Origin of the sequence: Pseudoduganella sp. UC29_71 (genome assembly GCF_042693265.1) — a bacterium.
In the GTDB taxonomy this organism is placed as follows: domain Bacteria; phylum Pseudomonadota; class Gammaproteobacteria; order Burkholderiales; family Burkholderiaceae_D; genus Rugamonas.
Genome location: NZ_CP170549.1, coordinates 175,152 through 199,988, shown reverse-complemented (window position 1 = coordinate 199,988; position 24,837 = coordinate 175,152). Strand labels below are relative to the sequence as shown.

Here is a 24,837-nt window from a genome sequence, read left to right as displayed (position 1 = left end):
CTTCCTCCGAAACGCAGCACTGGGATTATAAATGGACATCTCCGAATTACTCGCATTCTCCGTCAAGAACAAAGCCTCCGATCTCCACCTGTCCGCCGGCCTGCCGCCGATGATCCGCGTGCACGGCGATGTGCGCCGCATCAACCTGCCGCCGCTCGAGCACAAGGACGTGCACGGCATGATCTATGACATCATGAATGACGGCCAGCGCAAGGCCTACGAGGAAATGCTGGAGTGCGATTTTTCCTTCGCCATTCCGGGCCTGGCGCGCTTTCGCGTCAACGCCTACAACCAGGAACGCGGCGCGGCCGCCGTGCTGCGCACCATTCCATCCAAGATCCTCAGCCTGGAAGAGCTGAACGCGCCCAAGATCTTCGCCGAATTCGCGCTCAAGCCGCGCGGCCTGGTGCTGGTGACGGGGCCGACCGGCTCCGGCAAGTCCACCACGCTGGCGGCCATGATCAACCACCTCAACGAAAACGAGTACGGCCACATCCTCACCATCGAGGACCCGATCGAGTTCGTGCACGATTCCAAGAAGTGCCTGATCAACCAGCGCGAAGTGGGGCCGCACACGCTCTCGTTCAACAACGCGCTGCGCTCGGCGCTGCGGGAAGACCCGGACGCCATCCTGGTGGGCGAACTGCGCGACCTGGAAACCATCCGCCTGGCGCTGTCGGCAGCCGAAACCGGCCACCTGGTGTTCGGCACCCTGCACACCTCCTCCGCCGCCAAGACCATCGACCGCATCGTCGACGTGTTCCCGGCCGAGGAAAAGGAGATGGTGCGGGCCATGCTGTCCGAATCGCTGCAGGCCGTTATTTCGCAGACGCTGCTCAAGACCAAGGACGGCTCCGGCCGCGTGGCCGCGCACGAGATCATGGTCGGCACGCCGGCCATCCGCAACCTGATCCGCGAAGCGAAGATCGCGCAGATGTACTCGGCCATCCAGACCGGCAGCAACGTCGGCATGCAGACGCTGGACCAGAACCTGACCGACCTGGTACGCCGCAACCTGATCTCGTCCGCCGCCGCGCGCAACGCGGCCAAGATCCCCGATAATTTCCCTGGCTAAATAATGGGGTCAGGTCCGGCATCGCGCCATGGCGCGATGCCGGACCTGACCCCAAAGGATAAAACACAGATGGAACGCGACCAGGCCTCAAAATTCATGTTCGACCTGCTGCGCCTGATGGTCAGCAAGAATGGTTCGGATCTGTTCATCACGGCCGGCTTTCCGCCGGCGATGAAAATCGACGGCAAGATGACGCCGGTGTCGGCCCAGCCGCTGACGGCGGCCCACACCTCGGACCTGGCCCGCTCCATCATGAACGACAAGCAGACCGCCGGCTTCGAGCTGACCAAGGAGGCCAACTTCGCCATCAGCCCCGGCGACCTGGGACGCTTCCGCGTCTCGGCCTTCGTGCAGATGAGCGCCGTGGGCATGGTGCTGCGCACGATTAACAGCGCCATCCCCAAGCTGGAGGACCTGGGCCTGCCGGAAGTGCTGAAGGACGTGGTGATGTCCAAGCGCGGCCTGGTGATCATGGTGGGCGCCACCGGCTCGGGCAAATCGACCACGCTGGCGGCCATGGTGGGCTACCGCAACGAGAACAGCTACGGCCACATCATCACCATCGAGGACCCGGTGGAATTCGTGCACCCGCACCGCAACTGCATCGTCACGCAGCGCGAAGTGGGCGTGGACACGGAGGACTGGGAGGTGGCGCTGAAGAACACGCTGCGCCAGGCGCCGGACGTGATCCAGATCGGCGAGATCCGCGACCGCCAGACCATGGACCACGCCATCGCCTTCGCCGAAACCGGCCACCTGTGCCTGGCCACCCTGCACGCCAACAGCGCCAACCAGGCGCTCGACCGCATCATCAACTTCTTCCCCGAGGAACGCCGCCAGCAGCTGCTGATGGATTTGTCGCTCAACCTGAAGGGCATGATTTCGCAGCGCCTGATCCCGCGCAAGGAAACCAAGGGCCGCGCGGTGGCCATCGAGATCATGCTCAATTCGCCGCTGATTTCGGACCTGATCTTCAAGGGCCAGGTGCACGAGATCAAGGAGCTGATGAAAAAATCGCGCGAGCTGGGCATGCAGACTTTCGACCAGTCGCTGTTCGACCTGTTCGAGGCGGACGTGATCAGCTACGAGGACGCGCTGCGCAACGCCGATTCCGTCAACGACCTGCGCCTGGCCATCAAGCTCGAAGGCAAGGCCGCCAAGACGCGCGACCTGTCGGCCGGCACCGAACACCTGAACATCATATAAGGACGCACATGAGCACTGTATTCGATTTCAAGGCCGATACCCTGTCCGGCGCGCCGGCCGACCTGGCGCAGTACAAGGGCAAGGTGCTGCTGATCGTGAACACCGCCAGCAAGTGCGGTTTCACGCCACAGTACCAGGGCCTGGAAGCGGTGTACCAGCAGTTCAAGGACCAGGGCGCAGTGGTGCTGGGCTTCCCCTGCAACCAGTTCGGTGCGCAAGAACCGGGCACGGCCGACGAGATCGGCGCCTTCTGCGAAAAGAATTACGGCGTGAGCTTCCCCATGTTCGCCAAGGTGGACGTGAACGGCAGCCATGCGCACCCGCTGTACCAGTATCTGAAAAAAGAATCGCCCGGCCTGCTGGGCACCGAAGGCATCAAGTGGAACTTCACCAAGTTCCTGATCCGCAAAGACGGCACGGTCTACAAACGCTACGCTCCCACCACCAAGCCGGAAGAACTGACGGACGATATCGCGCGCCTGCTGGCCGAATGAGTCCGCCCCGGCTTGACCCCGGCGGGGCCTGCCCCGCCTGAATATGATGGTTATAGACTACCTGGCGCAGCTGTTCTCGCCCCCCACCGATCCTTCCATGCTCAGCTACGGGACCTACGACCTGTGGCTGGTGGCACTGTCCGTGCTGGTGGCTTCCTTCTCTTCCTGGATGGGCTTGCAGATGGCGGGCCAGGCCGCCGCCGCCACCACCGCGCGCCTGCGCAGCGCCGCGCTGCTGACCGGCAGCCTGGCGCTGGGCAGCGGCGTCTGGGCCATGCACTTCATCGGCATGCTGGCCTTCGACCTGTGCACCAGCGTCGATTACGACCGCGCCATCACCATCTGGTCCATGCTGCCCAGCGTGGCGGCGTCCTTCGTGGCGCTGTCCATCATCAGCCGCCAGCAGATCGGCCGCTGGCAGCTGCTGGCCGGCGGCGTGCTGGTGGGCGCGGGCATCGGCGCCATGCACTACACCGGCATGGCCGCCATGCGCATGCCGCTGGCGCTGCGCTACGACCCGGCCATGTTCGGCCTGTCCATCGTGGTGGCGGTGGCGCTGGCCACGCTGGCGCTGTGGGTGCGCTTCGGCCTGAGCGCGCTGGGCGACCGCGTGAGCAACGGCACGCGGCTGGCCCTGGCCGGCGTCATCATGGGGTGCGCCATCGCCGGCATGCACTACACCGGCATGGCCGCGGCGCGCTTCGTCGGCGTCGTGCCGCCCGGCTCGGCCGGCGGCATCGGCAACACCGGCTTCCTGGCGCTGGCCATCACGCTGATCACCGTGTCCTTCACCTTGCTGGTGCTGTCGGCCAACGGCATGCTGCGCTACCGCGCGCTGTTCCGCCAGCTGAGCCAGAGCGAATCGTGGATGCGCGCGCTGCTGGCCACCGCCGTGGACGGCGTCATCACGCTGGAATCGGACGGCACCATCCGCGAATTCAACGCCGCGGCCGAGCGCATCTTCGGCTGGCGCCGCGCCGACATCCTGGGCCGCAATATCCGCGTGCTGATCGGCGACGTGGCGCGCTCGCAGCGCGACGGCATCCTGAGCCACCTGAACGACGGCCGTGAAGGCGTGATCGGCGAAAGCCAGGACGTGATCGGCCTGCACAAGAGCGGCGCCCAGGTCCCCATCCGCAACGCCTACGGCCACGCGCGCCTGGCCGACCGCGACCTGTATGTCTGCTTCGTCACCGACATCAGCGAGCGCAAGGCCATGGAGCAGCAGCTGCGCGCCAGCGAACAGCAGTTCCGCTCCCTGATCGGCAACATCCCCGGCATTTCCTACCGCAGCCTGATGGCGCCCGGCTGGCCCATGGTGTTTGTCAGCGCGGCGGTGGAGAACCTGACCGGCTATCCGGCCGCCGACTTCCTCGGCTCGCCGCCCGAGCGCTGCTTCGGCGACCTGATCCACCCGGACGACCATGGGCAAGTGGCGCGCGGGCTGGACGCGGCGGTCGAGCACGGCACCTCCTTCCTGCTGGAATACCGCCTGCTGCACAAGGACGGCAGCATCCGCTGGATGTGGGAGAACGGCAGCGCCATTCTCAACGAGCACGGCAAGGTGCAATGGCTGGACGGCGTGATCCTGGACATCACCGGCCGCCGCACCATGGAGGAGGAACTGCGCGCAGCCAAGGAGCGCGCCGAGCAGGCCGCCGCCGCGCGCGCCGCCTTCCTGGCCAATATGAGCCACGAAATCCGCACGCCGATGAACTCCATCCTCGGCTTTACCGACGTGCTGCTGCAGGGCGAACTGGCCAACGACCAGCGCCGCCACCTGAACACGGTGCGCAACTCGGCGCGCTCGCTGCTGCGCCTGCTCAATGAAATCCTCGACACGGCCAAGCTGGACAAGGGCGCGGTGGAGCTGGAACTGGCCGACTACAACCTGCTGGCCCTGATCGACGAGCTGTCCTCCACCATGGGCAGCAACGCCAGCGCGAAAGGCCTCAAGCTGTCGATCGCCTACGACCCGGCGATGCCGCACTGCCTGCACGGCGACGAGCTGCGCGTGCGCCAGGTGCTCAGCAACCTGCTGGGCAACGCCATCAAGTTTACGGCCGAGGGCAACGTCTCGCTGGCGGTGGCGCGCGAGAACGGCCCCGATGGCGACCGCGTGCATTTCACCGTCAGCGACAGCGGCATCGGCATCCCGGCCGACCGCCTGGCCGCCATCTTCGAGCCGTTCACCCAAGCCGACGCGTCGATGAACCGGCGCTTCGGCGGCACCGGCCTGGGCACCACCATTTGCAAGCAGCTGGCCGAACTGATGGGAGGCCAGATCTGGGCCACCAGCACCGAGGGCCACGGCAGCGCCTTCCACGTGGTGCTGCCGCTGACGCCGGGCGTGAGCCAGCCGGCGCAGCAGCGCCCGGCGGCGTCCATCAAGCTGCCGCCGCTGAACATCCTGGCGGCCGACGACGTGCCGCAAAACCTGGAACTGCTCACGCTGCTGCTGGGCAAGCAGGGCCACAGCATCACCGGCGCCAGCGACGGCGCCATCGCCGTGCAGCTGGCCGCCGAGGGCCGCTTCGACGTGATCCTGATGGACGTGCAGATGCCCGGCATGGACGGCCTGGAAGCGACGCGCCGCATCCGCGCGCAGGAGGAAAAACTGGGCCGGCCGCGCGTCCCCATCATCGCCATGACCGCCAGCGTGCTGGAGAAGGACCGCGAAGCGACCAGCGCGGCCGGCATGGAAGGCTTTGCGCCCAAGCCGGTGGACTTGCACGTGCTAGGCCGCGAACTGGCCATGGTGCTGGGCCTGGCCATCGACGAGGAAGTGCCGGAGGCCGGCGAGGACACGCTGCTGCAGGTGCTGAACCACACGCACGCGCTGCACCGCTGGGCCGGCGAGGAGCGCGCCTATCACCGCGCGCTGGGCAGCTTCGCGGCCGACCGCGCGCAGGCCATCGGCGAACTGCGGCGGCGCGCCGAGGATGCCGAGGAAAGCGCAGCGCCGGCCGAAGCAGCGGCGCTGGCGCACCAGCTCAAGGGCGCGGCAGGCAACCTGGGCCTGGAACAGCTGGCCGCGGCGCTGGACCGGCTTGAACTCGCATGGCGCAGCAACCCGGCGGCGCCGCCCGGCACGGCGGCGCCGTTGCTGGACACGGCGCAGCGGCGCCTGGAAGAAGCGCTCGCCGCCATCGGCGCCCTGCTCGCCGCCGCATCGACCGCCACATCGGTTCCCTCGGCGGCGGCCGCCGCACAGGCGGCCGCGCCCCTGGACGAAGAGCGGGTGCGCCGCCTCGGCGCCATCCTGCACCGCTCGATCGACAGCGGCGCCTTCGATGAAGCCACCATGGACCAGCTGGCGCAAGCCCTGGCCTCGCACGTTGCCCCGCAGCGCCTCCAGGAGCTGCAGCAAGCCATAGACGATTTCGATTTCAGCGCGGCCCATGCGCGGCTGGAGGCGCTGCTGGCGTCCTGCCTGCCCGCGACGGCCGGGAGTACACCATGAACCCAGCACCAAAACGCCTTCCCGTCATTCTCGCCGTCGACGACGAATCGACCAACCTGCAGCTGCTGCGCCAGATCCTGCAAGACCGCTACAGCCTGCTGTTCGCCAAGGACGGCCCGCGCGCGCTGGAGCTGGCAGCAAAGGAGCAGCCGGACCTGATCCTGCTCGACGTGATGATGCCGGACATGACGGGCTACGAAGTGTGCCGCCGCCTGAAGGCCGATCCCGCCACCGAGGCCATCCCCGTCATCTTCGTCACCGCGCTCACCGATATCACCGACGAGGTGGACGGCTTCGAGGCCGGCGCGGTGGACTACATCACCAAGCCGGTCAGCCCGGCCGTGGTGAAGGCGCGCGTGCGCCTGCACCTGTCGCTGGTGCGGCTGGACGAGCTGAAGGCGAGCCGGCTCGAGATCGTGCAGCGCCTCGGCCTGGCCGCCGAATACAAGGACAACGAAACCGGCCTGCACGTGATCCGCATGAGCCACTACACGCGCCTGCTCGCCATTGCCTGCGGCCTGGACGAGGACGACGTGGACGACCTGTTCAACGCCGCCCCCATGCACGACATCGGCAAGATCGGCATCCCGGACCGCATCCTGCAAAAGCCGGCCAAGCTGGACGAGGAAGAGTGGCGCGTGATGCAGGGCCACCCGAACATCGGCGCCGACATCATCGGCCGCCATGCGACCGGCATGCTGGCCGTGGCCTGCCAGGTGGCGCAGAACCACCACGAAAAATGGGACGGCACCGGCTATCCGAACGGCCTGAAAGGCGAGGAGATTCCACTGGCCGGCCGTATCGTCGCGGTGGCCGACGTGTTCGACGCGCTCACCTCGGTGCGCCCGTACAAGCAAGCGTGGAGCGTGGAACAGGCTTGCGACTATCTGCGCGCCCAGCGCGGCCTGCATTTCGAGCCCAGGCTGGTGGACCTGTTCCTGACCCAGCTGCCCGCCATCATCGAGGTGATGAAAAAATGGGCAGAGCGTTAAAAAGGGTGTGCATTAATTAACTTTTGCGTAATAATGGGAATGGGAATGATTTAGAGCCAGACGGAAACCTATGCCACTGTTGGGGAAACTGTTGTCGTTGTGGATGCGCATGGGAATTTACGCCAGGCTGTTCCTCCCTATCCTGCTGCTGGTGACCGTGGTGGTCAGCGTGCGCTATACGCTGATGACCGGATCGGAATCCGCCGCCGCGCGCCAGCGCTATGAAATCGAAGCGCAGCAGCTCGGCCAATACCTGGCCTCCGCCCTCAAACCCCTGCAACGCGAACGCAACGACCTGGCCATCGCCGCCCTGCTGGCCGCGGCCGCCGCGCAAGACCCCGACCTGGCCATGGTGCGCTGGGAACACGGCGCCGCCGCCAGCGCTGCCGCCAGCCCGGCCCCATCCGATGTGGACCACCCTTCCTGGCTGGGCAATGTTACCGCCATCGAACCGCTGTACCTGAACCTGCGCGTGCCGCTGCAGGACGGCGGCGCCGGCGCCAGCCTGGCTCCCGGCAATCTGGCGCTGTGGTTCCATCCCACGCAGCCGCTGAACCGCGTGTGGCGCGCGCTGCGCCAGCAGGCCGTTATCTCGGCGCTGAACATCATCACCATCTATGTGCTGCTTGGCCTGCTGATTTTCCTGAACCGCCGCATGCAGCTGCGGCTGGAGAGCGCCACCGGCCGCTTCCAGACCGGCGACCTGGGCGTGCGCATGGCGGTGCGCGGCTCGCCCGAAGCGCGCGCCATGGCCACCACGTTCAACAGCATGGCCAGCCAGGTGCAGGCGCTGGTGCAGTCGCTGCAGGAACAGAAGGAGCGCATCGAAGTCACCCTGTCCTCCATCGGCGACGCCGTCATCACCACCGGCCTCGATGGCCGCATCGGCAGCATGAACGAAGCGGCGCAGCAGCTCACCGGCTACAGCGAAGAGCAGGCGCGCGGCAAGCAGCTCAACGCGGTGTTCGCGCTGGCCAACAACTTCGGCCACCAGGCGCTCAAGCGCACCATGCAGAACATCTACGCCGGCGGCGCGGCGGTGCGGGCCAAGAACCAGACCTTGCGCCAGCAGTCCGGTGCCAGCTTCGTCATCGAATACACCATCGCCCCCATCCGCCGCAACGTGAACGCCCGGGAAGGCGCAGTGCAGGAGGGCATGCAGGAGGGCGTGCAGGGCATCGTGCTGGTGTTCCGCGACGTGAGCGAAAAGAAGCAACTGATCCAGCAGATGTCCTGGCAAAGCCAGCACGACCTGTTGACCGGCCTGCCCAACCGCAGCGCGCTGGCGGCGCGCTTCGAGCACGAGCTGGAGATGGCGCGCCACGCCGACGGCAGCCACACCATGCTGGCCGTGTGCATGCTGGACCTGGACCACTTCCAGCAAGTGAACGAGCGCGGCGGCCACGCGCTGGGCGACGAGATCCTCAAGCAGGCCGCCGGCCGCCTGCACAGCTTCGCCGGCCCGCGCCACTATGCCGCGCGCCTGGGCGGCGATGAATTCGCGCTGCTGCTGCCCGACCAGCCCGACCAGGCCGCCGTCGAACGCACGCTGGCGCAGCTGCTGGCGCTGCTGGCGCGGCCCTACCATTGCGAAACGCAGACCGTGTCGGTGCCGGCCAGCGCCGGCGTTGCGCTATACCAGGGCGGCGACATCAGTGCCGACAACCTGCTGCGCCATGCCGACCAGGCGCTCTACCAAGCCAAGCTCACCGGCCGCAACAAGGTGCACTACTTCGACGCCCACCTGGACGAGCAGGTGCGCACCCACCACAACCGCCGCACCGAGATCCGCGCCGCGCTGCGTGCCGGGGAACTGTGTTTGTACTACCAGCCCAAGCTGGACATGCGCGCCGGCCGCATCATCGGCATGGAAGCGCTGCTGCGCTGGCGCCATGCACAGCGCGGCATAGTCGGGCCGATGGAGTTTTTGCCGGTGGTCGAGCACACCGACCTGATCGTGGAAATCGGCGACATGGTACTGCGCCATGCGCTGCGCCAGCTGGAGCTGTGGCGCGCCAGCCATCCGGACTGGGTGGTGAGCGTGAACATCGCCGCGCGCCATTTCCAGCGCACCGACTTCGTGCCGCGCCTGACCGCCATCCTGGCCGAATTCCCCGCTGTGCCGCCGCGCATGCTGGAGCTGGAAATACTGGAATCGTCGGCGCTGGCGGACATCGGCCACGTGCGCGCCATCATGCTGGAATGCCAAGCGCTCGGCATCCGCTTCGCGCTGGACGATTTCGGCACCGGCTATTCATCCATGTCCTACCTCAAGCGCCTGCCTGCGGAAGTGCTGAAGATAGACCAGAGCTTCGTGCGCAACATGCTGGTGGACCGCGACGACCTGCACCTGGTGTCGGCCGTGATCGGCCTGGCGCGCGCCTTCAACCGCAGCGTGATCGCGGAAGGCGTGGAGACGGTGGAACACGGCGCCCAGCTGATGCGCCTGGGCTGCGACCTGGCGCAAGGCTACGGCATCGCGCGCCCCATGCCGGCCGACGACGTGCTGCCGTGGACCGCCAGCTTTGCCAGCACGCCCGCCTGGCAGCGCGCCTCCCTGCTGCCCATCGACGGCATGGGCGGCGCCCCCAGCATTCCATCGCCTGCCCTGCCCGCCCCCAGCGCCTGACCGATCAGCGTAGGGCGGGTTAGCGCTCCGCGCGTAACCCGCCGTCCCCCAGCGCCTGATCGATCAGCTCAATCCAATGCTGCACCGGCATCTCCGTGCCCGACTGCAGATGCGTCAAACAGCCGATATTGGCCGACACGATCTTCCGCGCACCGGTCGCCTCCAGGTTCTCCAGTTTGCGGTCGCGCAGCTGCTTCGACAGCTCCGGCTGCAGCATTGAATACGTGCCCGCCGAACCGCAGCACAGATGGCTGTCCGCGCACAGCACCACGTCCACGCCGACCGCGCGCAGTACGCCCTCCACCTTGCCGCGTATCTGCTGCCCGTGCTGCAAGGTACAAGGCGGATGGAATGCGACGCGCTCCGCGATCCGCCCCCGCATCTTCTGCGCCAGTTCCGCCTCGAACGCCGGCATCACCTCGCTCAAATCCCTGGTCAGTTCCGAAATGCGCAGCGCCTTCTCCGCGTAGGCCGGATCGTGCGCCAGCAGGTGGCCGTACTCCTTGACGGTCACGCCGCAGCCGGACGCCGTCATCAGGATGGCCTCCACCTGCGCCGCGCCGGCCTCGCCCGACACTTCGCCTGACACATACGGCCACCACGCATCAATATTGCGGCGCATGTCGTCCAGCCCGCCCTCCTGGTCGTTCAGGTGATAGCGCAGCGCGCCGCAGCAGCCCGCCTTGGGCGCGGCGATCAGCTGCACGCCCAGCGCATCCAGCACGCGCGCCGTGGCGGCGTTGATGTTGGGCGCCATGCCGGGCTGCACGCAGCCCTCCAGCACCAGCATCTTGCGCGTGTGGCTGCGCGTGGGCCGGCGGCCAGCCGGTGCGGCCGGCGGCAACTTGTCCTGCAAGGACGGCGACAGCACCGGCTTGAACAAGCGCCCCATGGCCAGCGCCGGCTCGAACAGCCAGCGGCGCGGCAAGGCCTCCTTCAGCACATAGCGCTTGATGCGGTCGCCCAGCGGCCGCTGCACGCGCTGCTCCACCACCTTGCGGCCGATGTCGGCCAGGCGGCCGTACTGCACGCCGGACGGACAGGTGCTTTCGCAGTTGCGGCAAGTAAGGCAGCGGTCCAGGTGCGTCTGGGTCTTCTGCGTCACCTGGGCGCCCTCCAGCACCTGCTTGATCAGGTAGATGCGGCCGCGCGGGCCATCCAGCTCGTCGCCCAGCAGCTGGTAGGTGGGACAGGTGGCGGTGCAGAAGCCGCAGTGCACGCAGGCGCGCAGGATGGCTTCCGCCTCGTCGCCGTCGCGCGTGTTCTTGATGAAGTCTGCCAGATTGGTTTGCATGGGTTGTCAATGCGCTTTGCGCTTACAAACGGCCGGGGTTGAAAATGCCGGCCGGGTCAAAGGCCTGCTTGAGCCGCTGGTTGATCTTCGCCACGGCCGGGGCCAGCGGGTGGAACGCGCCGGGGCGCTTGTCCTCGGCGCGGAACAGTGTGGCATGGCCGCCCGCCGCCGCCACGGTGCGGCGGATATCCTGCGCCGCCTCCGCACTAACTGCCGCATCGACCTTCAGCCAGCGCTGCGCACCGCCCCACTCGATCAGCTGTTCGCCTTTCAGGATGATGGCGCTGGCCGCCGGCGGCACCGACAGCCGCCACAGCGCGCCGCCGCCGAAGTAGCCGTGAGACTGGTCCCGCAGCCCGGCCCAGAACGCAGCCGCCTCCGCGTCCTCGACACGCGCGCCCGCAGCGGTGCCGTCCGCTGTGCCAGCCGCCGCGCCCATGCGCGCCAGCGCGGCGCGCACCGCCGCTTCCGCGCCGGATAGCCGCAGCGTCAGCACGCCCTGGTGCCAGCAGCTGCCCGACACCGGCAGCGGCTGCCCGGCCCACTCGTTCAAGCGGCGCAGCGCATCGATCTCGCTCGCCTCGAAACGCAGGGTAGCCTCGCAGACCGGCAGCGGCAGCACCTTGAGCGACACTTCCAGTATCAGTCCCAGGGTGCCCATCGACCCTGCCAGCAGGCGCGACACGTCATAGCCGGCCACGTTCTTCATCACCTGCCCGCCGAAGCTGAGCACCTCGCCCTTGCCGTCCATGAGCTTTGCGCCCAGCACGAAATCGCGCACGCCGCCGGCGCTGGCGCGGCGCGGCCCGGCCAGCCCGCTGGCCGCCACGCCGCCCATGGTGGACGCCGGGCCGAAGCGCGGCGGCTCGAACGCCAGCATCTGCCCATTGGCCGCCAGCAGCGCCTCCACCTCGGCCAGTGGCGTGCCGCAGCGCACCGTGATCACCAGCTCGGTCGGTTCATAATCCACCACGCCCGCGTACGCGCGGGTATCCAGCACCGCCGCGTGCGGCGCTGCCGCAGGCGCGTTGCCATACCAGTCCTTGGTGCCGCCGCCGCGCACGCGCAGCGGCGTTCCCGCCTCGACGGCCGCCAGCACCTGGTTGCGGAATTGTTCTACGATCGCTTGCAAGATAGCTCCGATTAAAAACGCGGCAAATCCGCATGCGGCAGCAAGCCCGCCGTCACGCGCATCTTGCCGAACTCCGCGCAGCGGTTCAGGGTGGGAATGGCCTTGTTCGGATTGAGCAGCATGGCCGGGTCGAAGGCGCGCTTCACGCCGAAGAAGGCCTCTAGCTCGGCGGGCTTGAACTGCACGCACATGGAATCGATCTTCTCGATGCCCACGCCGTGCTCGCCGGTGATGGTGCCGCCCACCTCCACGCACAGCGCCAGGATCTCCGCGCCGAAGGCCTCGGCGCGATGCAGCTCGTCCGGCTGGTTCGCATCGAACAGGATCAACGGATGCAGGTTGCCGTCGCCCGCATGGAACACATTGGCGCAGCGCAGGCCGTACTTGGCCTCCATTTGCTCGATCCCGATCAGCACCTGCGCCAGGTTCTTGCGCGGAATGGTGCCGTCCATGCAGTAATAGTCCGGCGAAATGCGTCCCGCCGCAGGGAATGCGTTCTTGCGGCCGGACCAGAACTTCAGCCGCTCCGCCTCGCTCTGCGACACCTGGATGGCGCTGGCGCCAGCCTCCTCCAGCACCGCCGTCATGCGCGCGATTTCCTCGTCCACCTCTTCCAGCGTGCCGTCCGCCTCGCACAGCAAGATGGCGGCGGCGTCCGTATCATAGCCGGCCTTCACGAAAGGCTCGACCATACGCGACGACGTGCGGTCCATCATTTCCAGGCCGGCCGGGATGATGCCCGCGGCGATCACCTTGGCCACCGCATTGCCGCCGGTGACCACATCGTCGAACGAGGCCATGATCACGCGCGCGCAGGCCGGCTTGGGCACCAGCTTCACCGTCACCTCGGTGACGATGCCCAGCATGCCCTCTGAGCCGATAAAGGCCGACAGCAGGTCCAGGCCAGGCGCGTCCAGCGCTTCGCTGCCCAGTTCCACCACGTCGCCCTCGATGGTGGCCATGCGCACGCGCAGCACGTTGTGTACGGTCAGGCCGTATTTCAGGCAATGCACCCCGCCGGAGTTCTCCGCCACGTTGCCGCCTATGGTGCAGGCAATCTGCGACGAAGGATCGGGCGCGTAGTACAGCGCATGCTGCGCCGCCGCCTCGGAGATGGCCAGGTTGCGCACGCCGGGCTGCACCACGGCGGTACGCGAGTACGCGTCCATGCGCACGATCTGGTTCATGCGCGCGGTGGACAGCACCACGCCGTCCGCAATCGGCATGGCGCCGCCGGACAGGCCGGTGCCCGCGCCGCGCGGCACGATGGGCACGTTCATGTCGCGGCACACCTTGAGCACGGCGAGCACTTCCTGCTCGTTGGCCGGCAGCGCCACGATCATGGGCGGCTGGCGGTAGGCCGACAGGCCGTCGCATTCATAGGGCCGGGTATCTTCGAGGGCGGACAGGATGCTCGCTGCCGGCAGCACCGCGCGCAGGGCCGCCGCGACGCTGTGCTGGCGCTCGGCCGTAAAGGCAGGCTTGAGGTTGGCTGTGGTCATGGGTGGGAAGCAGATCGCCGATGAAGTACCGATTGTAAGGCAACCGGCCCGAATTTATCGTATGCTCGCTGTCATTCCAGAAATAAGGAGCAATACCATGGGCAACCGACTCTCGAAAATCGCCACCCGCACCGGCGACAACGGCACCACCGGCCTGGGCGACGGCAGCCGCACCGACAAGGACAGCGTGCGCATCCACGCCATCGGCGACGTGGACGAGCTGAACTCCAACCTCGGCCTGCTGCTGAGCGAAGCCATGCCGGAGGAGATGCGCGACGAGCTGGTCGGCATCCAGCACGACCTGTTCGACCTGGGCGGCGAGCTGTGCATCCCCGGCTACCAGATGATCAAGGAAGAGCACGTGGAGAAGCTGGATGCGCTGCTGGCCAAGTACAACGCCACCCTGCCCGCGCTGACCGAGTTCATCCTGCCGGCCGGTTCGCGCGCCGCGTCCATCGCGCATGTCTGCCGCACCATCTGCCGCCGCGCCGAGCGCAGCATCGTCACCCTGGGCAAGGCCGAAACCATCCACGACCACCCGCGCCAGTACGTGAACCGCCTGTCCGACCTGATGTTCGTCCTGGCCCGCGTCCTGAACCGTTTCGCCGGCGGCAGCGACGTGCTGTGGCAGCACGAACGCAGGAACAAGAAGAACTAAGCCTCAAACCCAGCCATTTCCGGAAAGCGCCCCTGCAGGAAATCCATGAACAGGCGGGCGCGCAGCGGCTGGTGGCGGCGGGAGGGGTAGAGCAGGCTGAGATCTTGCGTTGTGCCCTCCCAGCCGGGCAGCACGCGGGTGAGCTTGCGGCTTGCCAGCAGGTCTTGCACCAGCCAGGCCGGGCACAGGCCGATGCCGCCGCCCATGGCCAGGCTTTCGCGGATGGCCAGGGCGTTGTTGACGCGGTAGCGGCCGTGCGTTTGCACTTGCACGCGGCGCTCGCCCTGATGCAGTTCGACCATGCCGCCGGTGCTGAGCCAGGCGAAGCGGATGTAGTCGTGCGCGGTCAGGTCTTCCGGCTGGCGCAGCCTGGCGCGGCCTTTCAGGTAGGCTGGCGCGGCCACCAGCCAGCGCGGCGAGCTGGCGATCTTGCGCGCGATGGCGTTGGGCGGCAGTTCGCTGCCCAGCCGCAGCGCGACGTCGACGCCCTCTTCCACCAGGTCCACCATGCGGTCGTTCAGTATCAGTTCAATTTCCATCTCGGGATATTGCGCGAGAAACTCCTGCACCAGCGCATTGAGCAGGAACTGGCCGAGCGCCACCGGGGCGTTCACGCGCAGCAGGCCGGACGCGGCTTGCGTCTCGCCGCGCGCGTCGGCCACGGCCTGCGCGTAGTCTTCCAGCACGCCCTTGCTGCGTTCGTAGAAGCGCAGGCCTTGCACCGTCGGCGACAGGGAGGAGGTGCTGCGTTCGAGCAGGCGCACGCCGAGGCGGTCCTCCAGCGCGGCGATGGCCTTGCTGACCGTGGGCTGCGTGGTGCCGTGCTCGCGCGCGACGGCGGACAGGCTGCCCAGTTCGACGGCGCGCACCAGGTATTGCAGGGAGCGGATGGTGTCCATGGCTGGCATTCATTCGATATTGGAATGAATCATAGTCCAAGTTGCCTGCTTCCGCTTGAAGTTGGAATGAATGAACATGGCTGCACACTTTTTCAGGGAGCAGACCATGTTCAAGACTATTTCCACACTCGGGCTGGCGGCAGCGGTCGCATCGTCGGCCATGGCGGCAGAGCAGTGGCAGACCAGCTGGTACGCGGCGCCGCAACCCGGCTGGGACGCGGGCTTCGCGCTGCCAACCAATATGCCGCCTGCCTTGCATGATCAGACCGTGCGGGAAGCGCTGCGGCTCAGCGCGGGCGGACGGCGCGTGCGGGTGGTGCTGTCGAACCGCTACGGCACGGAGCCGCTGGTGATCGGCGAAGCGCGGTTGGCGCGCGCCGGTGCCGGCGCGGTGGACAGCGCGCCCTTGTCCTTCGGCGGCAAGCGCTCTGTGACGGTGGCGCCCGGCCGGCAGGCGGTCAGCGATGCGCTCGATTTCAGCGTGCAGCCACTGGAGCGGCTCAGCGTATCGACCTATTTCCCGCAGCGGACCTTGCCTTCCACGTTCCACTGGGGCGCGCAGCAGACCGCGTATATCGCCACCGGCAACCAGACCGCCGCGCGCCGGCTCGCCCGCGCTGAAGCGCTGCATGGGCGGGTGTTCCTGAGTGCGGTGCATGTGAGCGGAGGCGAGGCAGCCACGCACGGCGGCGGCGGTGGCGGCGGCGGCGCGACGGAGGCGAGCGGCTGCGGCGCTGCGGCAGGCGGCGGCGGAAGCTGCGCGGCGGAGGCGGTGGGAGGCGGCGGCGCGGCGGAGACGAGCGGCGGCGGCGCGGCGGCAGGCGGCGGAAGCTGCGCGGCGGTGGGGCGCGGCTGGGCCGGCGGCACCGTGGTAGCGCTTGGCGACTCGATCACGGATGGCAACGGTTCCACGCCGGACCAGGACCGCCGCTGGCCGGACTACCTGGCCAGGCTGGCGGCGCCGCGCGGCATGGGCGTGGCGAACGCGGGGATCTCGGGCGCGCGCATGCTGGGGGACCGCATGGGCGAACGTGCGGCGGCGCGCTTCGAGCAGGACGTGCTGGCGCAGCCGGGCGTGGACAGCGTGATCGTCGCGCTGGGCATCAATGACATCGGCTGGCCCGCCAGCGCCTTCGCGCCGCACGATCCGGCCATGGAGGCGGACACGCTGATTGCCGGCTACCGCAAGCTGATCGAGCGCGCCCGCGCGAACAAGGTGCGGGTGATCGGCGCCACCATGGCGCCATTCGAAAACGCGCTGCAAGGCACGCCGCTGTCGGACCACTACAGCCCGGCCAAGGACGCCGTGCGGCGCCAGGTCAACGACTGGATACGCAGCAGCGGAGCTTTCGACGCTGTGGTGGACTTCGACGCAGTGCTGCGCGACCCCGCGCATCCATCCCGCCTGCTGGCTGCCTTCGACTCCGGCGACCACCTGCACCCCGGCGACGCCGGCTACGAAGCCATGGCGCAGGCGGCTTATGCGGCGCTGGAGCGCCGTAGGGCGGATCAGGCGGAACGCCGTAATCCGCCGGCGTCGCGGCGGCTCATGGCGGATTACGCGCTCCGCGCTAATCCGCCCTACGGTTCGAGCAACCGCGCCATGCCGCGCGACATGCTGATGCGGGAGGCGTGCGAGGGATGGCTGGCGATCAGCGCCTTGCCGGCGCCGAGGGCGGCGTCGGCATCGGCCAGCTTGCGGTAGAAACTGAGCATGGCCGATACCGGCAAGCCGGTGCGGTGCGCAATCACCATGCCCAGCTGGTCCGCCTCGCGCTCCTGCATGCGGGCCAGGCTGGCCAGGCGCAGTTGCAGCGACAGGTCGCTGTCCAGCCGCAGCATCACCACGTCCACCGGCACCAGCGGGCGATACGCCAGTTGCGCTTCGGACAGAAACTCGCGCGAATGTTCGGCAATGGCGTGCGCCACTTCGTGCGCCAGCAGCACGGCCAGTTCGTCGTCGGTCAGCGCCAGGCGCCGCACGAACTCCGCACCGACCAGCAGCTTGCCGCCCGCCAGGCAGACCGCGTCGATATCCGGCCCGCCGGCGAGATGCACTTCCCACGCCCAGGACGCCGCCTCCGGCTTCAGCTCGACGGCGGCGGCAATCAATTCCGCGCTCAGGTAGCGCAGGCGGTGCAGCAGCGTGCGGTCCGCATCGAGCTTGCCGGCGGCGGCCAGTTCCACCACTTGCTCGATGTAGCGGTCCTCCATCTGCTCGCCCACTTCGTCCGCGCCGAAACGCAGTTCCTGCCAGCGCCCTGACTCGGGCACCTGGGCCGGGACCGAACCGGCCCCGCATAGCAGGCCGGCAAACAGCACAGCGAGACGGCGCATGGCGGCCCCCTCCATATTGGCATAAACCGTTTATACCAATATAGGAGAGCGCGGGCGCCGCCGCAAGGCGGACTTACTTGGCGTGGTTGTTTTTGACGCGAACGTAGTGTTCGGCCGAGTACTTCAGGTAGGCGATTTCTTCATCGGTGAGCTTGCGCACGCGCCGCGCCGGGCGGCCGACGTACAGGTGGCCGCTTTCCAGCACCTTTCCGGGCGACACCAGGCTGCCCGCGCCCACCATCACATGCTTCCGCACCACCACGTCGTCCATGATGATGGAACCCATGCCGATCAGGCATTCGTCGCCGATCTCGCAGCCGTGCAGGATGACGGAGTGGCCGATGGTGACGTAGTTGCCGATCCTGAGCGGCGAGCCGTCCGGCTTGGCGGCATTCTTGTGCGATACGTGGCCCATGGCGAAGTCCTGCACATTGCTGCATTCGCCGATGGTGATGCGGTTCACGTCCCCGCGCAGCACGGTGTTGCACCACACGGAGGAGTCGCGCCCGATGCGTACGTCGCCGATAACCTGCGCGGTGTCGTGCAGGTAGACGCCCTCGCCCAGTTCGGGCGAGGTATCGAGGTAGGAGCTTACTGGCATGGCGCTTACCCTCAGCCCTTGTTGACCACGACCAGGCGCGGCTCTTCGCCGGCGCCGGCGCCGCCGAAGCGGGCCTTGATGGAGGCGGCGATGCCCCCCGCGTCCAGGCCCACGCTGGCCAGCAGCTTGGCCGGGTCGCCATGGTCGATGAACTTGTCCGGCAGGCCGAGCATCAGCACCGGCTTGACGACGCCTTCTGCAGCCAGCGCCTCGGCCACGGCGGCGCCCGCGCCGCCCATGATGCAGCCCTCTTCCACCGTCACCAGGCTATCGTGTTCGGCGGCCAGCTGCTTCACCAGCTCCACGTCCAGCGGCTTCACGAAGCGCATATTGGCCACCGTGGCGCCCAGTTGCGCGCCCGCCGTTACCGACGGCGCCACCATGGAGCCGAAGGCCAGGATGGCGATCTTCTCGCCCTTGCGCTTGATCTCGCCCTTGCCGAGTTCAATCGACGTCAGCGCAGGATCGATGGCCGCGCCGATGCCGGCACCGCGCGGATAGCGGATCGCGGCCGGACCGGGATAGTGGTAACCGGTGGTCAGCATCTGGCGGCATTCGTTTTCGTCCGACGCGGCCATCACCACCATGTTCGGAATGCAGCGCATGAAGGCCAGGTCGTAATTGCCGGCGTGGGTGGCGCCGTCGGCGCCCACCAGGCCTGCGCGGTCCAGCGCGAATGTCACGTCCAGGTTTTGCAGCGCCACGTCGTGGATCATCTGGTCGTAGCCGCGCTGCAGGAAGGTGGAGTAGATCGCCACCACCGGCTTCAGGCCCTCGCAGGCCAGGCCGGCGCCGAAGGTCACCGAGTGCTGCTCGGCGATGCCGACGTCGAAATAGCGGTCCGGGTATTCCTGCTCGAAGCGCACCATGCCCGAGCCTTCGCGCATGGCCGGCGTGATGCCCACCAGGCGCTTGTCGGCCTTGGCCATGTCGCACAGCCAGTTGCCGAACACTTCGGTGTAGGTCATCTTGGACGGCGCGGTGGCCGGCTTGATGCCCTCGGCAGGGTTGAACTTGCCGGTGCCGTGGTACAGGATAGGTTCGGCCTCGGCCAGCTTGTAGCCCTGGCCCTTCTTGGTCACCACGTGCAGGAACTGCGGGCCTTTGAGCTTCTTGATGTTTTCCAGCGTCGGGATCAGCGATTCCAGGTCATGGCCGTCGATCGGGCCGATGTAGTTGAAGCCGAATTCCTCGAACATGGTGGCCGGAACCACCATGCCCTTGGCATGCTCTTCGAAGCGCTTGGCCAGCTCCAGCACGGGGCCGGGCAGCACCTGCTTGCCGACGTTCTTGGCGGCCGCGTAGAACTGGCCGGACATCAGGCGCGCCAGGTAGCGGTTCAGCGCGCCCACCGGCGGCGAGATCGACATGTCGTTGTCGTTCAGGATCACCAGCAGGTTCACGTCGTCCTGCACGCCGGCGTTGTTCAGGGCCTCGAAGGCCATGCCTGCGGTCATGGAACCATCGCCGATGACGGCGATGGCGTGGCGGTGCTCGCCCTTGATCTTGGCCGCCTGCGCCATGCCCAGCGCGGCCGAAATCGAGGTCGACGAGTGCGCAGTGCCGAAGGTGTCGTACTCGCTCTCCACGCGGCGCGGGAAGCCGGAAATGCCGTCCAGCTGGCGCAGCGTGTGCATCTGCTTGCGGCGGCCGGTGAGGATCTTGTGGGTGTAGGTCTGGTGGCCCACGTCCCACACGATGCGGTCGTGCGGCGTGTTGAAGACGTAGTGCAGCGCGACGGTCAGTTCCACCGTGCCCAGGTTGGACGACAGGTGGCCGCCGGTCTTGGACACGGAATCGAGCAGGTAGTTGCGCAGCTCGTGCGCCAGCGGCGTGAGTTGGGTGCGCGCCAGCTTGCGCAGGTCCGCCGGGTCGTTGATATTGTCTAGCAAGTTCATTCTTATGCCTTCCGCTGCACGATCAGGTCCGCGAGTTCGCGTAACCGCAGAGCTTTCTCTCCAAACGGCGCGAGCGCTGCGTGCGCGTCGAGCCGCAATTTTTCCGCCAGCTCGCGCGACGGCTCCAGGCCCAGGATGGACACATAGGTCGGCTTGTTGTCGGCCGCGTCCTTGCCGGCCGTTTTGCCCAGCGTGGCCGAATCGGCGGTCGCGTCAAGCACGTCGTCCACCACCTGGAAGGCCAGGCCGATGGCGCGCGCGTAGTCGTTCAGCGCGGCCAGCTCGGTGTCGCTCAAGTCCTTGCCGGCCAGCGCGCCCAGCACCACGGACGCGCGCAGCAAGGCGCCCGTCTTGAGCTGGTGCATGCGTTCCAGCTGTTCCAGCGTCAGGCTGAGGCCCACGCTGTCCAGGTCGATGGCCTGGCCGCCGCACATGCCGGCCGAGCCGGATGCGTGCGCCAGCAGGCGCAGCATGGCCGCCAGGCGGGCCGGCGGCAGCGCCCCGGCACCGGCAGCACCGGCAGCACCGGCGGCGTCGGCCAGCACCAGGAAGGCTTGCGATTGCAGCGCGTCGCCCACCAGCAGCGCGGTGGCTTCGTCGTAGGCCACGTGCACGGTGGGCTTGCCGCGCCGCAGTTCATCGTCGTCCATGCAGGGCATGTCGTCGTGCACCAGCGAGTAGGCATGGATCATTTCAACGGCGGCCGCGGCGCGGCTCAGCACCGCCGCGTCCGCGCCGAACAGCGCGCCGGCCGCGTACACCAGCAGCGGGCGCACGCGCTTGCCGCCGCCCAGCAGCGCATAGCGCATCGCTTCATGCAATTTGGCCGGCACGGCGTCGGCGGCAGGCAGGTACTCGCCCATGTCCTGCTCCATGCCGGCCTGGATGGTCTTCATCCAGTCGTGGAAGGCGGCGCTCATGCCAGCTCCTCCGCGTCGGCGAAAGGCTTGAGCATGCCGCCTTCCAGCACCTTGACCTGGGCTTCCACCTTGTCCAGCTGGCCGGCGCAGTATTTAACCAATTCCGAGCCGCGCGCATAGGCCGCGACGGACGCTTCCAGCGGCAGCTGGCCCGCCTCCATTTGCGTTACCAGTTGCGCAAGCTCCGCCATCGCTTCCTCGAAGGACGCGGGCGCAGGCAGCGAATCGGCTGAATCAGCATTCAATTTCTTAGACATAAGCACTCAAATCGGTAAGGCCGGGCGGCGTTCAGGGGCCGCCAGCCCAGTGTAGCCCGTTATTTTAGATCAAACCAACCAATGCAGTGGAATTAACAGTCCGGTACAAGCGCGACCGCCGCTTACAGTGTTGCAAAGCAGTCTACCCTGTCGGGGAGGCAATCGGGCGCCCTTGTCGGGAAAGCCAGCGGAATATAGGCATTTCACGGTATAATCTCCGGTTCTGTCCGAAATACCGTTTCAAAAACTGAATTCAGGTCTTTACGGATTCTGTCTCTTCTTGGTTTGCAGCACTTTAATTAAGGGGGGTTGGGATGTCCGATCTGGCTACCCACGCCAAGCTAGCGCGCTCCAACGCGCAACTTCCGGTTAACGTCTATTTTGACGAAGCGCTACTGCAGCGTGAAATGCAGCAACTGTTTAAGCCAGGTCCGCGATATGTCGGACATGAACTGATGGTGCCGAATGCCGGCGACTTTGCGACCCTTGTTTCCGAAAACGAAGGGCGTATGCTGGTGCGCAACGCCAATGGCCTCGAGGTATTGTCCAACGTCTGCCGCCACCGCCAGGCGCTGATGTTCAATGGGCGCGGCAACAGCAACACCATCGTCTGCCCGCTGCACCGCTGGACCTACGACCTGAAGGGGGAGCTGATCGGCGCGCCGCACTTCCCGGAAACGCCCTGCCTGAACCTGCCCAGGACCCGGCTGCAAAGCTGGAACGGCCTGCTGTTCGAGCAGAACGGCTACAACGTCATGGAAAAGCTGAAGCAGATGTCGGTCTCCAAGGACCTGGACTTCAGCGGCTATATGTTCGACCACGTGGAAGTGCACCAGTGCGACTACAACTGGAAGACCTTCATCGAGGTCTACCTGGAGGACTACCACGTCGAGCCCTTCCACCCCGGCCTGGGCGGCTTCGTCAATTGCGAAGACCTGCGCTGGGAATTCGGCGCCGACTACAGCGTGCAGACCGTGGGCGTGAACCGCAGCCTGCGCAAGTCAGGTTCGCCGGTGTACGAGAGATGGCACGAGCAGGTGCTCAAGTTCCGCGGCGGCGAACCGCCGGAATACGGCGCCATCTGGCTCACGCTCTACCCCAACATCATGGTGGAGTGGTATCCGCATGTGCTGGTGGTGTCCACGCTGTGGCCGGACGGCCCGCAGAAGACGCGCAACGTGGTGGAATTCTACTACCCCGAGGAGATCGTGCTGTTCGAGCGCGACTTCGTCGACGCCGAACGCGCGGCCTACATGGAAACCTGCGTGGAGGACGATGAAATCGCCCTGCGCATGGACGCCGGCCGCAAGATCCTGATGCAGCGCGGCGAAACCGACGCCGGCCCTTACCAGTCGCCGATGGAAGACGGCATGCAGCACTTCCACGAGTGGTACCGCAGCAAAATCGCCTTGTAAAGAACCCGCCCTCTATGCAATCGCTCTGGATGCTGTTTGCCAGTTTCATGTTCGCCGCCATGGGCGTATGCGTGAAACTGGCCTCGGACATTTTCTCCACCTCCGAAATCGTGCTGTGCCGGGGCGTGATCGGGGTCTCGGTCCTGTTCTGCATGATCCGCCTCCAGGGCGGCAGCTTCAAGACCAGCATGCCCTTCGCCCACCTGTGGCGCGGCTTTATCGGCGTGGTCTCGCTCTGGCTGTGGTTCTACGCCATCGCCCACCTGCCCCTGGCCACCGCCATGACGCTGAACTACATGGCGCCGATCTGGATCGCGCTGTGGCTGTTCATGCACGGCTGGTGGCACGCCAAGAACCATATCGAATGGCCGCTGATCCTGGCCGTGTTCATGAGCTTTGTCGGCGTCACCTTGCTGCTGCAGCCGGCCTTCAACGCCAACCAGCTCTCCCCGGCCCTGGTGGCGTTGATCTCCAGCATGCTGTCGGCCATGGCCTATATGCAGGTACGCAAGCTGGGCCTGGCCGGCGAGCCGGAATACCGCGTGGTGTTCTATTTCTCGGTGGGCAACCTGCTGGCCGGCGTGGGCGGCAATATCCTGGAAGCGGGCGCCGGGCCGGTGATCTGGCATCCCGTCGACAGCTGGTACAAATTCTTCCTGCTGCTGGGCATCGGCCTGTCCGCGACCGCCGCGCAGATGGCCATGACGCGCGCCTACCGCGTCGGCAAGACGCTGGTGGTGGCCAACCTGCAGTACACCGGCATCGTCTTCTCCAGCTTCTGGGGCGTGATGGTGTTCAGCGATTCCTTCGACTGGCACAGCTGGCTGGGCATCGGCATCATTCTGGCCTCCGGCATCGCCGCAACGTTCTACAATACCCGCAGCACGGAGCGCGGCAAGGCCATTGCCACCACCGATCCGATCGCCAGCGAAGTGTAAACGTGTCACGAACCAGAAGAGGAGCGCCATGCACACCACCCTGATCACCGCCGCCGACCTGGCGCAGCACCTGACCGACCCGGACTGGGTCATCCTGGACTGCCGCCACGACCTGATGAATCCGAACGCGGGCCGCGACGGCTTCGCCATCGGCCATATCCAGAACGCGCAGTTCGCCAGCATCGACGACGACCTGTCCGGCGCCAAGGCGGCGGCGGGCGTGCACTTTACGGGCCGCCACCCGCTGCCCGAGCGCGGCGCGCTGATCGATACCTTGCGCAGCTGGGGCATCAGCGACCACACACAAGTGGTGGCTTACGACGCGCACGGCGGCATGTTCGCGGCGCGCCTGTGGTGGCTGCTGCGCTGGATCGGCCACCCGGCCGTGGCGGTGCTGGACGGTGGCCTGGCCGCGTGGCAAGCGCAGGGCCTGCCGCTGGTGACGCCGGTGGCGCAGCGCGCGCGCGGCCACATCACCGAGCGCCCTACCCTGACCCATACCGTGTCCGTGAGCGACGTGGTGGAAAACCTGTCCACGCAGCGCCGCACCGTGGTGGACGCGCGCGCGGCGGACCGCTTCCGCGGCGAGAACGAAACCATCGACCCGGTGGGCGGCCACATACCGGGCGCCAAGAACCGCTTCTTCAAGGACAACCTGCAGCCGGACGGCCGCTTCAAGCCGGCCGCGCAGCTCAAGCAGGAATTCGCGCCGCTGTTCGCCAGCGCGCCGGCGGCCATCATGCAATGCGGCTCGGGCGTCACCGCCTGCCACAACCTGCTGGCGATGGAAGTGGCCGGCCTGCCGGGCGCCTCGCTGTATCCGGGCTCCTGGAGCGAATGGTGCGCCAACCCGGCCCGCCCGGTCGCCACCGGCGCCTGATCAGCCCCGCCTGCGGCGCTGGCGGTACCGACGCACCACCAGCACTCCGCCGGCATCCGTGCGGTACTCCAGCGTGTGTCCCGTTGGGCACGGCAAAAACCGCCTGACTTTGACGTCTGCGCTTGGCGTACCCCGTGCTGGCTGGGCGATCAATGCAGCAAGCGCCTGCGCCACTCTTTGCTGAAATGCTGCGAGTGTTCCAATGTCCTGCGTGGCAATGCGGCGTAGCGTGTCATTGTAGGCTCTC

General features: G+C 67.0%; 19 protein-coding genes and 1 pseudogene. 11 read left to right on the top strand and 9 right to left on the bottom strand.

What is annotated here, in order from left to right; all coding sequences use genetic code 11:
• Positions 1–31 precede the first annotated feature (31 nt).
• The 6 genes from ACFJI2_RS00890 to ACFJI2_RS00865 all read left to right on the top strand — a co-directional run bounded on the left by ACFJI2_RS00890 (position 32) and on the right by ACFJI2_RS00865 (position 9,859).
• Positions 32–1,075 (top strand): type IV pilus twitching motility protein PilT, encoded by a 1,044-nt coding sequence (locus ACFJI2_RS00890; protein WP_107877283.1) that lies wholly within the window; start codon positions 32–34, stop codon positions 1,073–1,075.
• Positions 1,076–1,144: 69 nt separating this feature from the next.
• Positions 1,145–2,281 (top strand): PilT/PilU family type 4a pilus ATPase, encoded by a 1,137-nt coding sequence (locus tag ACFJI2_RS00885; protein WP_132136366.1) that lies wholly within the window; start codon positions 1,145–1,147, stop codon positions 2,279–2,281.
• A gap of 8 nt (positions 2,282–2,289) precedes the next feature.
• Positions 2,290–2,775, top strand: coding sequence for a glutathione peroxidase (locus ACFJI2_RS00880; protein WP_377703346.1), 486 nt, complete (start codon positions 2,290–2,292; stop codon positions 2,773–2,775).
• A 43-nt stretch (positions 2,776–2,818) separates the two neighbouring features.
• On the top strand, positions 2,819–6,238 hold the full coding sequence (locus tag ACFJI2_RS00875; RefSeq protein ID WP_377703345.1) for an MHYT domain-containing protein: 3,420 nt from the start codon (positions 2,819–2,821) through the stop codon (positions 6,236–6,238).
• Positions 6,235–7,230 carry a two-component system response regulator gene (locus ACFJI2_RS00870; RefSeq protein WP_107877291.1) on the top strand — a complete coding sequence of 332 codons (996 nt, stop codon included), beginning with the start codon at positions 6,235–6,237 and terminating at the stop codon, positions 7,228–7,230. The genes ACFJI2_RS00875 and ACFJI2_RS00870 overlap by 4 nt, the downstream gene beginning before the upstream one ends.
• A gap of 109 nt (positions 7,231–7,339) precedes the next feature.
• Positions 7,340–9,859, top strand: a complete 2,520-nt coding sequence (locus ACFJI2_RS00865; protein WP_377703344.1) for a putative bifunctional diguanylate cyclase/phosphodiesterase — start codon at positions 7,340–7,342, stop codon at positions 9,857–9,859.
• 19 nt (positions 9,860–9,878) lie between these two features.
• Here ACFJI2_RS00865 and glcF read toward each other — a convergent pair whose 3' ends face one another.
• From glcF to ACFJI2_RS00850, 3 genes are read right to left on the bottom strand one after another with little or no spacing between them, the layout of a single operon-like run.
• Complete coding sequence (gene glcF, locus ACFJI2_RS00860) at positions 9,879–11,153, bottom strand: glycolate oxidase subunit GlcF (RefSeq protein ID WP_377703343.1); 1,275 nt, start codon at positions 11,151–11,153, stop codon at positions 9,879–9,881.
• Between the two features lie 22 nt (positions 11,154–11,175).
• A complete protein-coding gene (gene glcE / locus ACFJI2_RS00855) occupies positions 11,176–12,285 on the bottom strand; it encodes a glycolate oxidase subunit GlcE (protein WP_377703342.1) in 1,110 nt (369 codons plus the stop codon).
• Between the two features lie 11 nt (positions 12,286–12,296).
• Entirely contained in the window at positions 12,297–13,787 is a 1,491-nt protein-coding gene (locus ACFJI2_RS00850; RefSeq protein ID WP_377703341.1) for an FAD-linked oxidase C-terminal domain-containing protein, read from the bottom strand.
• 97 nt (positions 13,788–13,884) lie between these two features.
• Here ACFJI2_RS00850 and ACFJI2_RS00845 point away from each other — a divergent pair, with 97 nt between their 5' ends.
• Positions 13,885–14,445 (top strand): cob(I)yrinic acid a,c-diamide adenosyltransferase, encoded by a 561-nt coding sequence (locus ACFJI2_RS00845; RefSeq protein WP_377703340.1) that lies wholly within the window; start codon positions 13,885–13,887, stop codon positions 14,443–14,445.
• Here ACFJI2_RS00845 and ACFJI2_RS00840 read toward each other — a convergent pair.
• Complete coding sequence (locus ACFJI2_RS00840) at positions 14,442–15,344, bottom strand: LysR substrate-binding domain-containing protein (RefSeq protein ID WP_377703339.1); 903 nt, start codon at positions 15,342–15,344, stop codon at positions 14,442–14,444. The genes ACFJI2_RS00845 and ACFJI2_RS00840 overlap by 4 nt on opposite strands.
• 106 nt (positions 15,345–15,450) lie before the next feature.
• Between ACFJI2_RS00840 and ACFJI2_RS00835 the strand changes: the two genes are divergently transcribed.
• Positions 15,451–17,049, top strand: coding sequence for an SGNH/GDSL hydrolase family protein (locus ACFJI2_RS00835; RefSeq protein WP_377703338.1), 1,599 nt, complete (start codon positions 15,451–15,453; stop codon positions 17,047–17,049).
• Here ACFJI2_RS00835 and ACFJI2_RS00830 read toward each other — a convergent pair.
• From ACFJI2_RS00830 to ACFJI2_RS00810, 5 genes and pseudogenes are all read right to left on the bottom strand, one after another.
• Positions 17,019–17,558: pseudogene (locus tag ACFJI2_RS00830) on the bottom strand (M48 family metalloprotease); the annotation flags it as partial. The gene ACFJI2_RS00835 and the pseudogene ACFJI2_RS00830 sit on opposite strands and share 31 nt — an antisense overlap.
• A gap of 196 nt (positions 17,559–17,754) precedes the next feature.
• On the bottom strand, positions 17,755–18,282 hold the full coding sequence (locus tag ACFJI2_RS00825) for a gamma carbonic anhydrase family protein (RefSeq protein ID WP_377703337.1): 528 nt from the start codon (positions 18,280–18,282) through the stop codon (positions 17,755–17,757).
• Positions 18,283–18,293: 11 nt separating this feature from the next.
• Positions 18,294–20,180, bottom strand: a complete 1,887-nt coding sequence (gene dxs / locus ACFJI2_RS00820; RefSeq protein WP_377703336.1) for a 1-deoxy-D-xylulose-5-phosphate synthase — start codon at positions 20,178–20,180, stop codon at positions 18,294–18,296.
• 2 nt (positions 20,181–20,182) lie between these two features.
• Positions 20,183–21,100 carry a polyprenyl synthetase family protein gene (locus ACFJI2_RS00815; protein ID WP_377703335.1) on the bottom strand — a complete coding sequence of 306 codons (918 nt, stop codon included), beginning with the start codon at positions 21,098–21,100 and terminating at the stop codon, positions 20,183–20,185.
• Positions 21,097–21,357: an exodeoxyribonuclease VII small subunit gene (locus tag ACFJI2_RS00810; RefSeq protein ID WP_107877309.1), complete on the bottom strand. Its 261-nt coding sequence runs from the start codon at positions 21,355–21,357 to the stop codon at positions 21,097–21,099. Before ACFJI2_RS00810 ends, ACFJI2_RS00815 begins: the two co-directional genes overlap by 4 nt.
• A 314-nt stretch (positions 21,358–21,671) precedes the next feature.
• On the opposite strand from ACFJI2_RS00810, the gene ACFJI2_RS00805 reads away from it, so the two are divergent.
• The 3 genes from ACFJI2_RS00805 to ACFJI2_RS00795 are packed head-to-tail and all read left to right on the top strand — an operon-like array spanning position 21,672 to position 24,590.
• Entirely contained in the window at positions 21,672–22,772 is a 1,101-nt protein-coding gene (locus ACFJI2_RS00805; protein WP_377703334.1) for an aromatic ring-hydroxylating dioxygenase subunit alpha, read from the top strand.
• 14 nt (positions 22,773–22,786) lie between these two features.
• Positions 22,787–23,710 (top strand): DMT family transporter, encoded by a 924-nt coding sequence (locus ACFJI2_RS00800; protein WP_377703333.1) that lies wholly within the window; start codon positions 22,787–22,789, stop codon positions 23,708–23,710.
• Between the two features lie 28 nt (positions 23,711–23,738).
• Complete coding sequence (locus ACFJI2_RS00795; protein WP_377703332.1) at positions 23,739–24,590, top strand: sulfurtransferase; 852 nt, start codon at positions 23,739–23,741, stop codon at positions 24,588–24,590.
• Positions 24,591–24,837 lie beyond the last annotated feature (247 nt).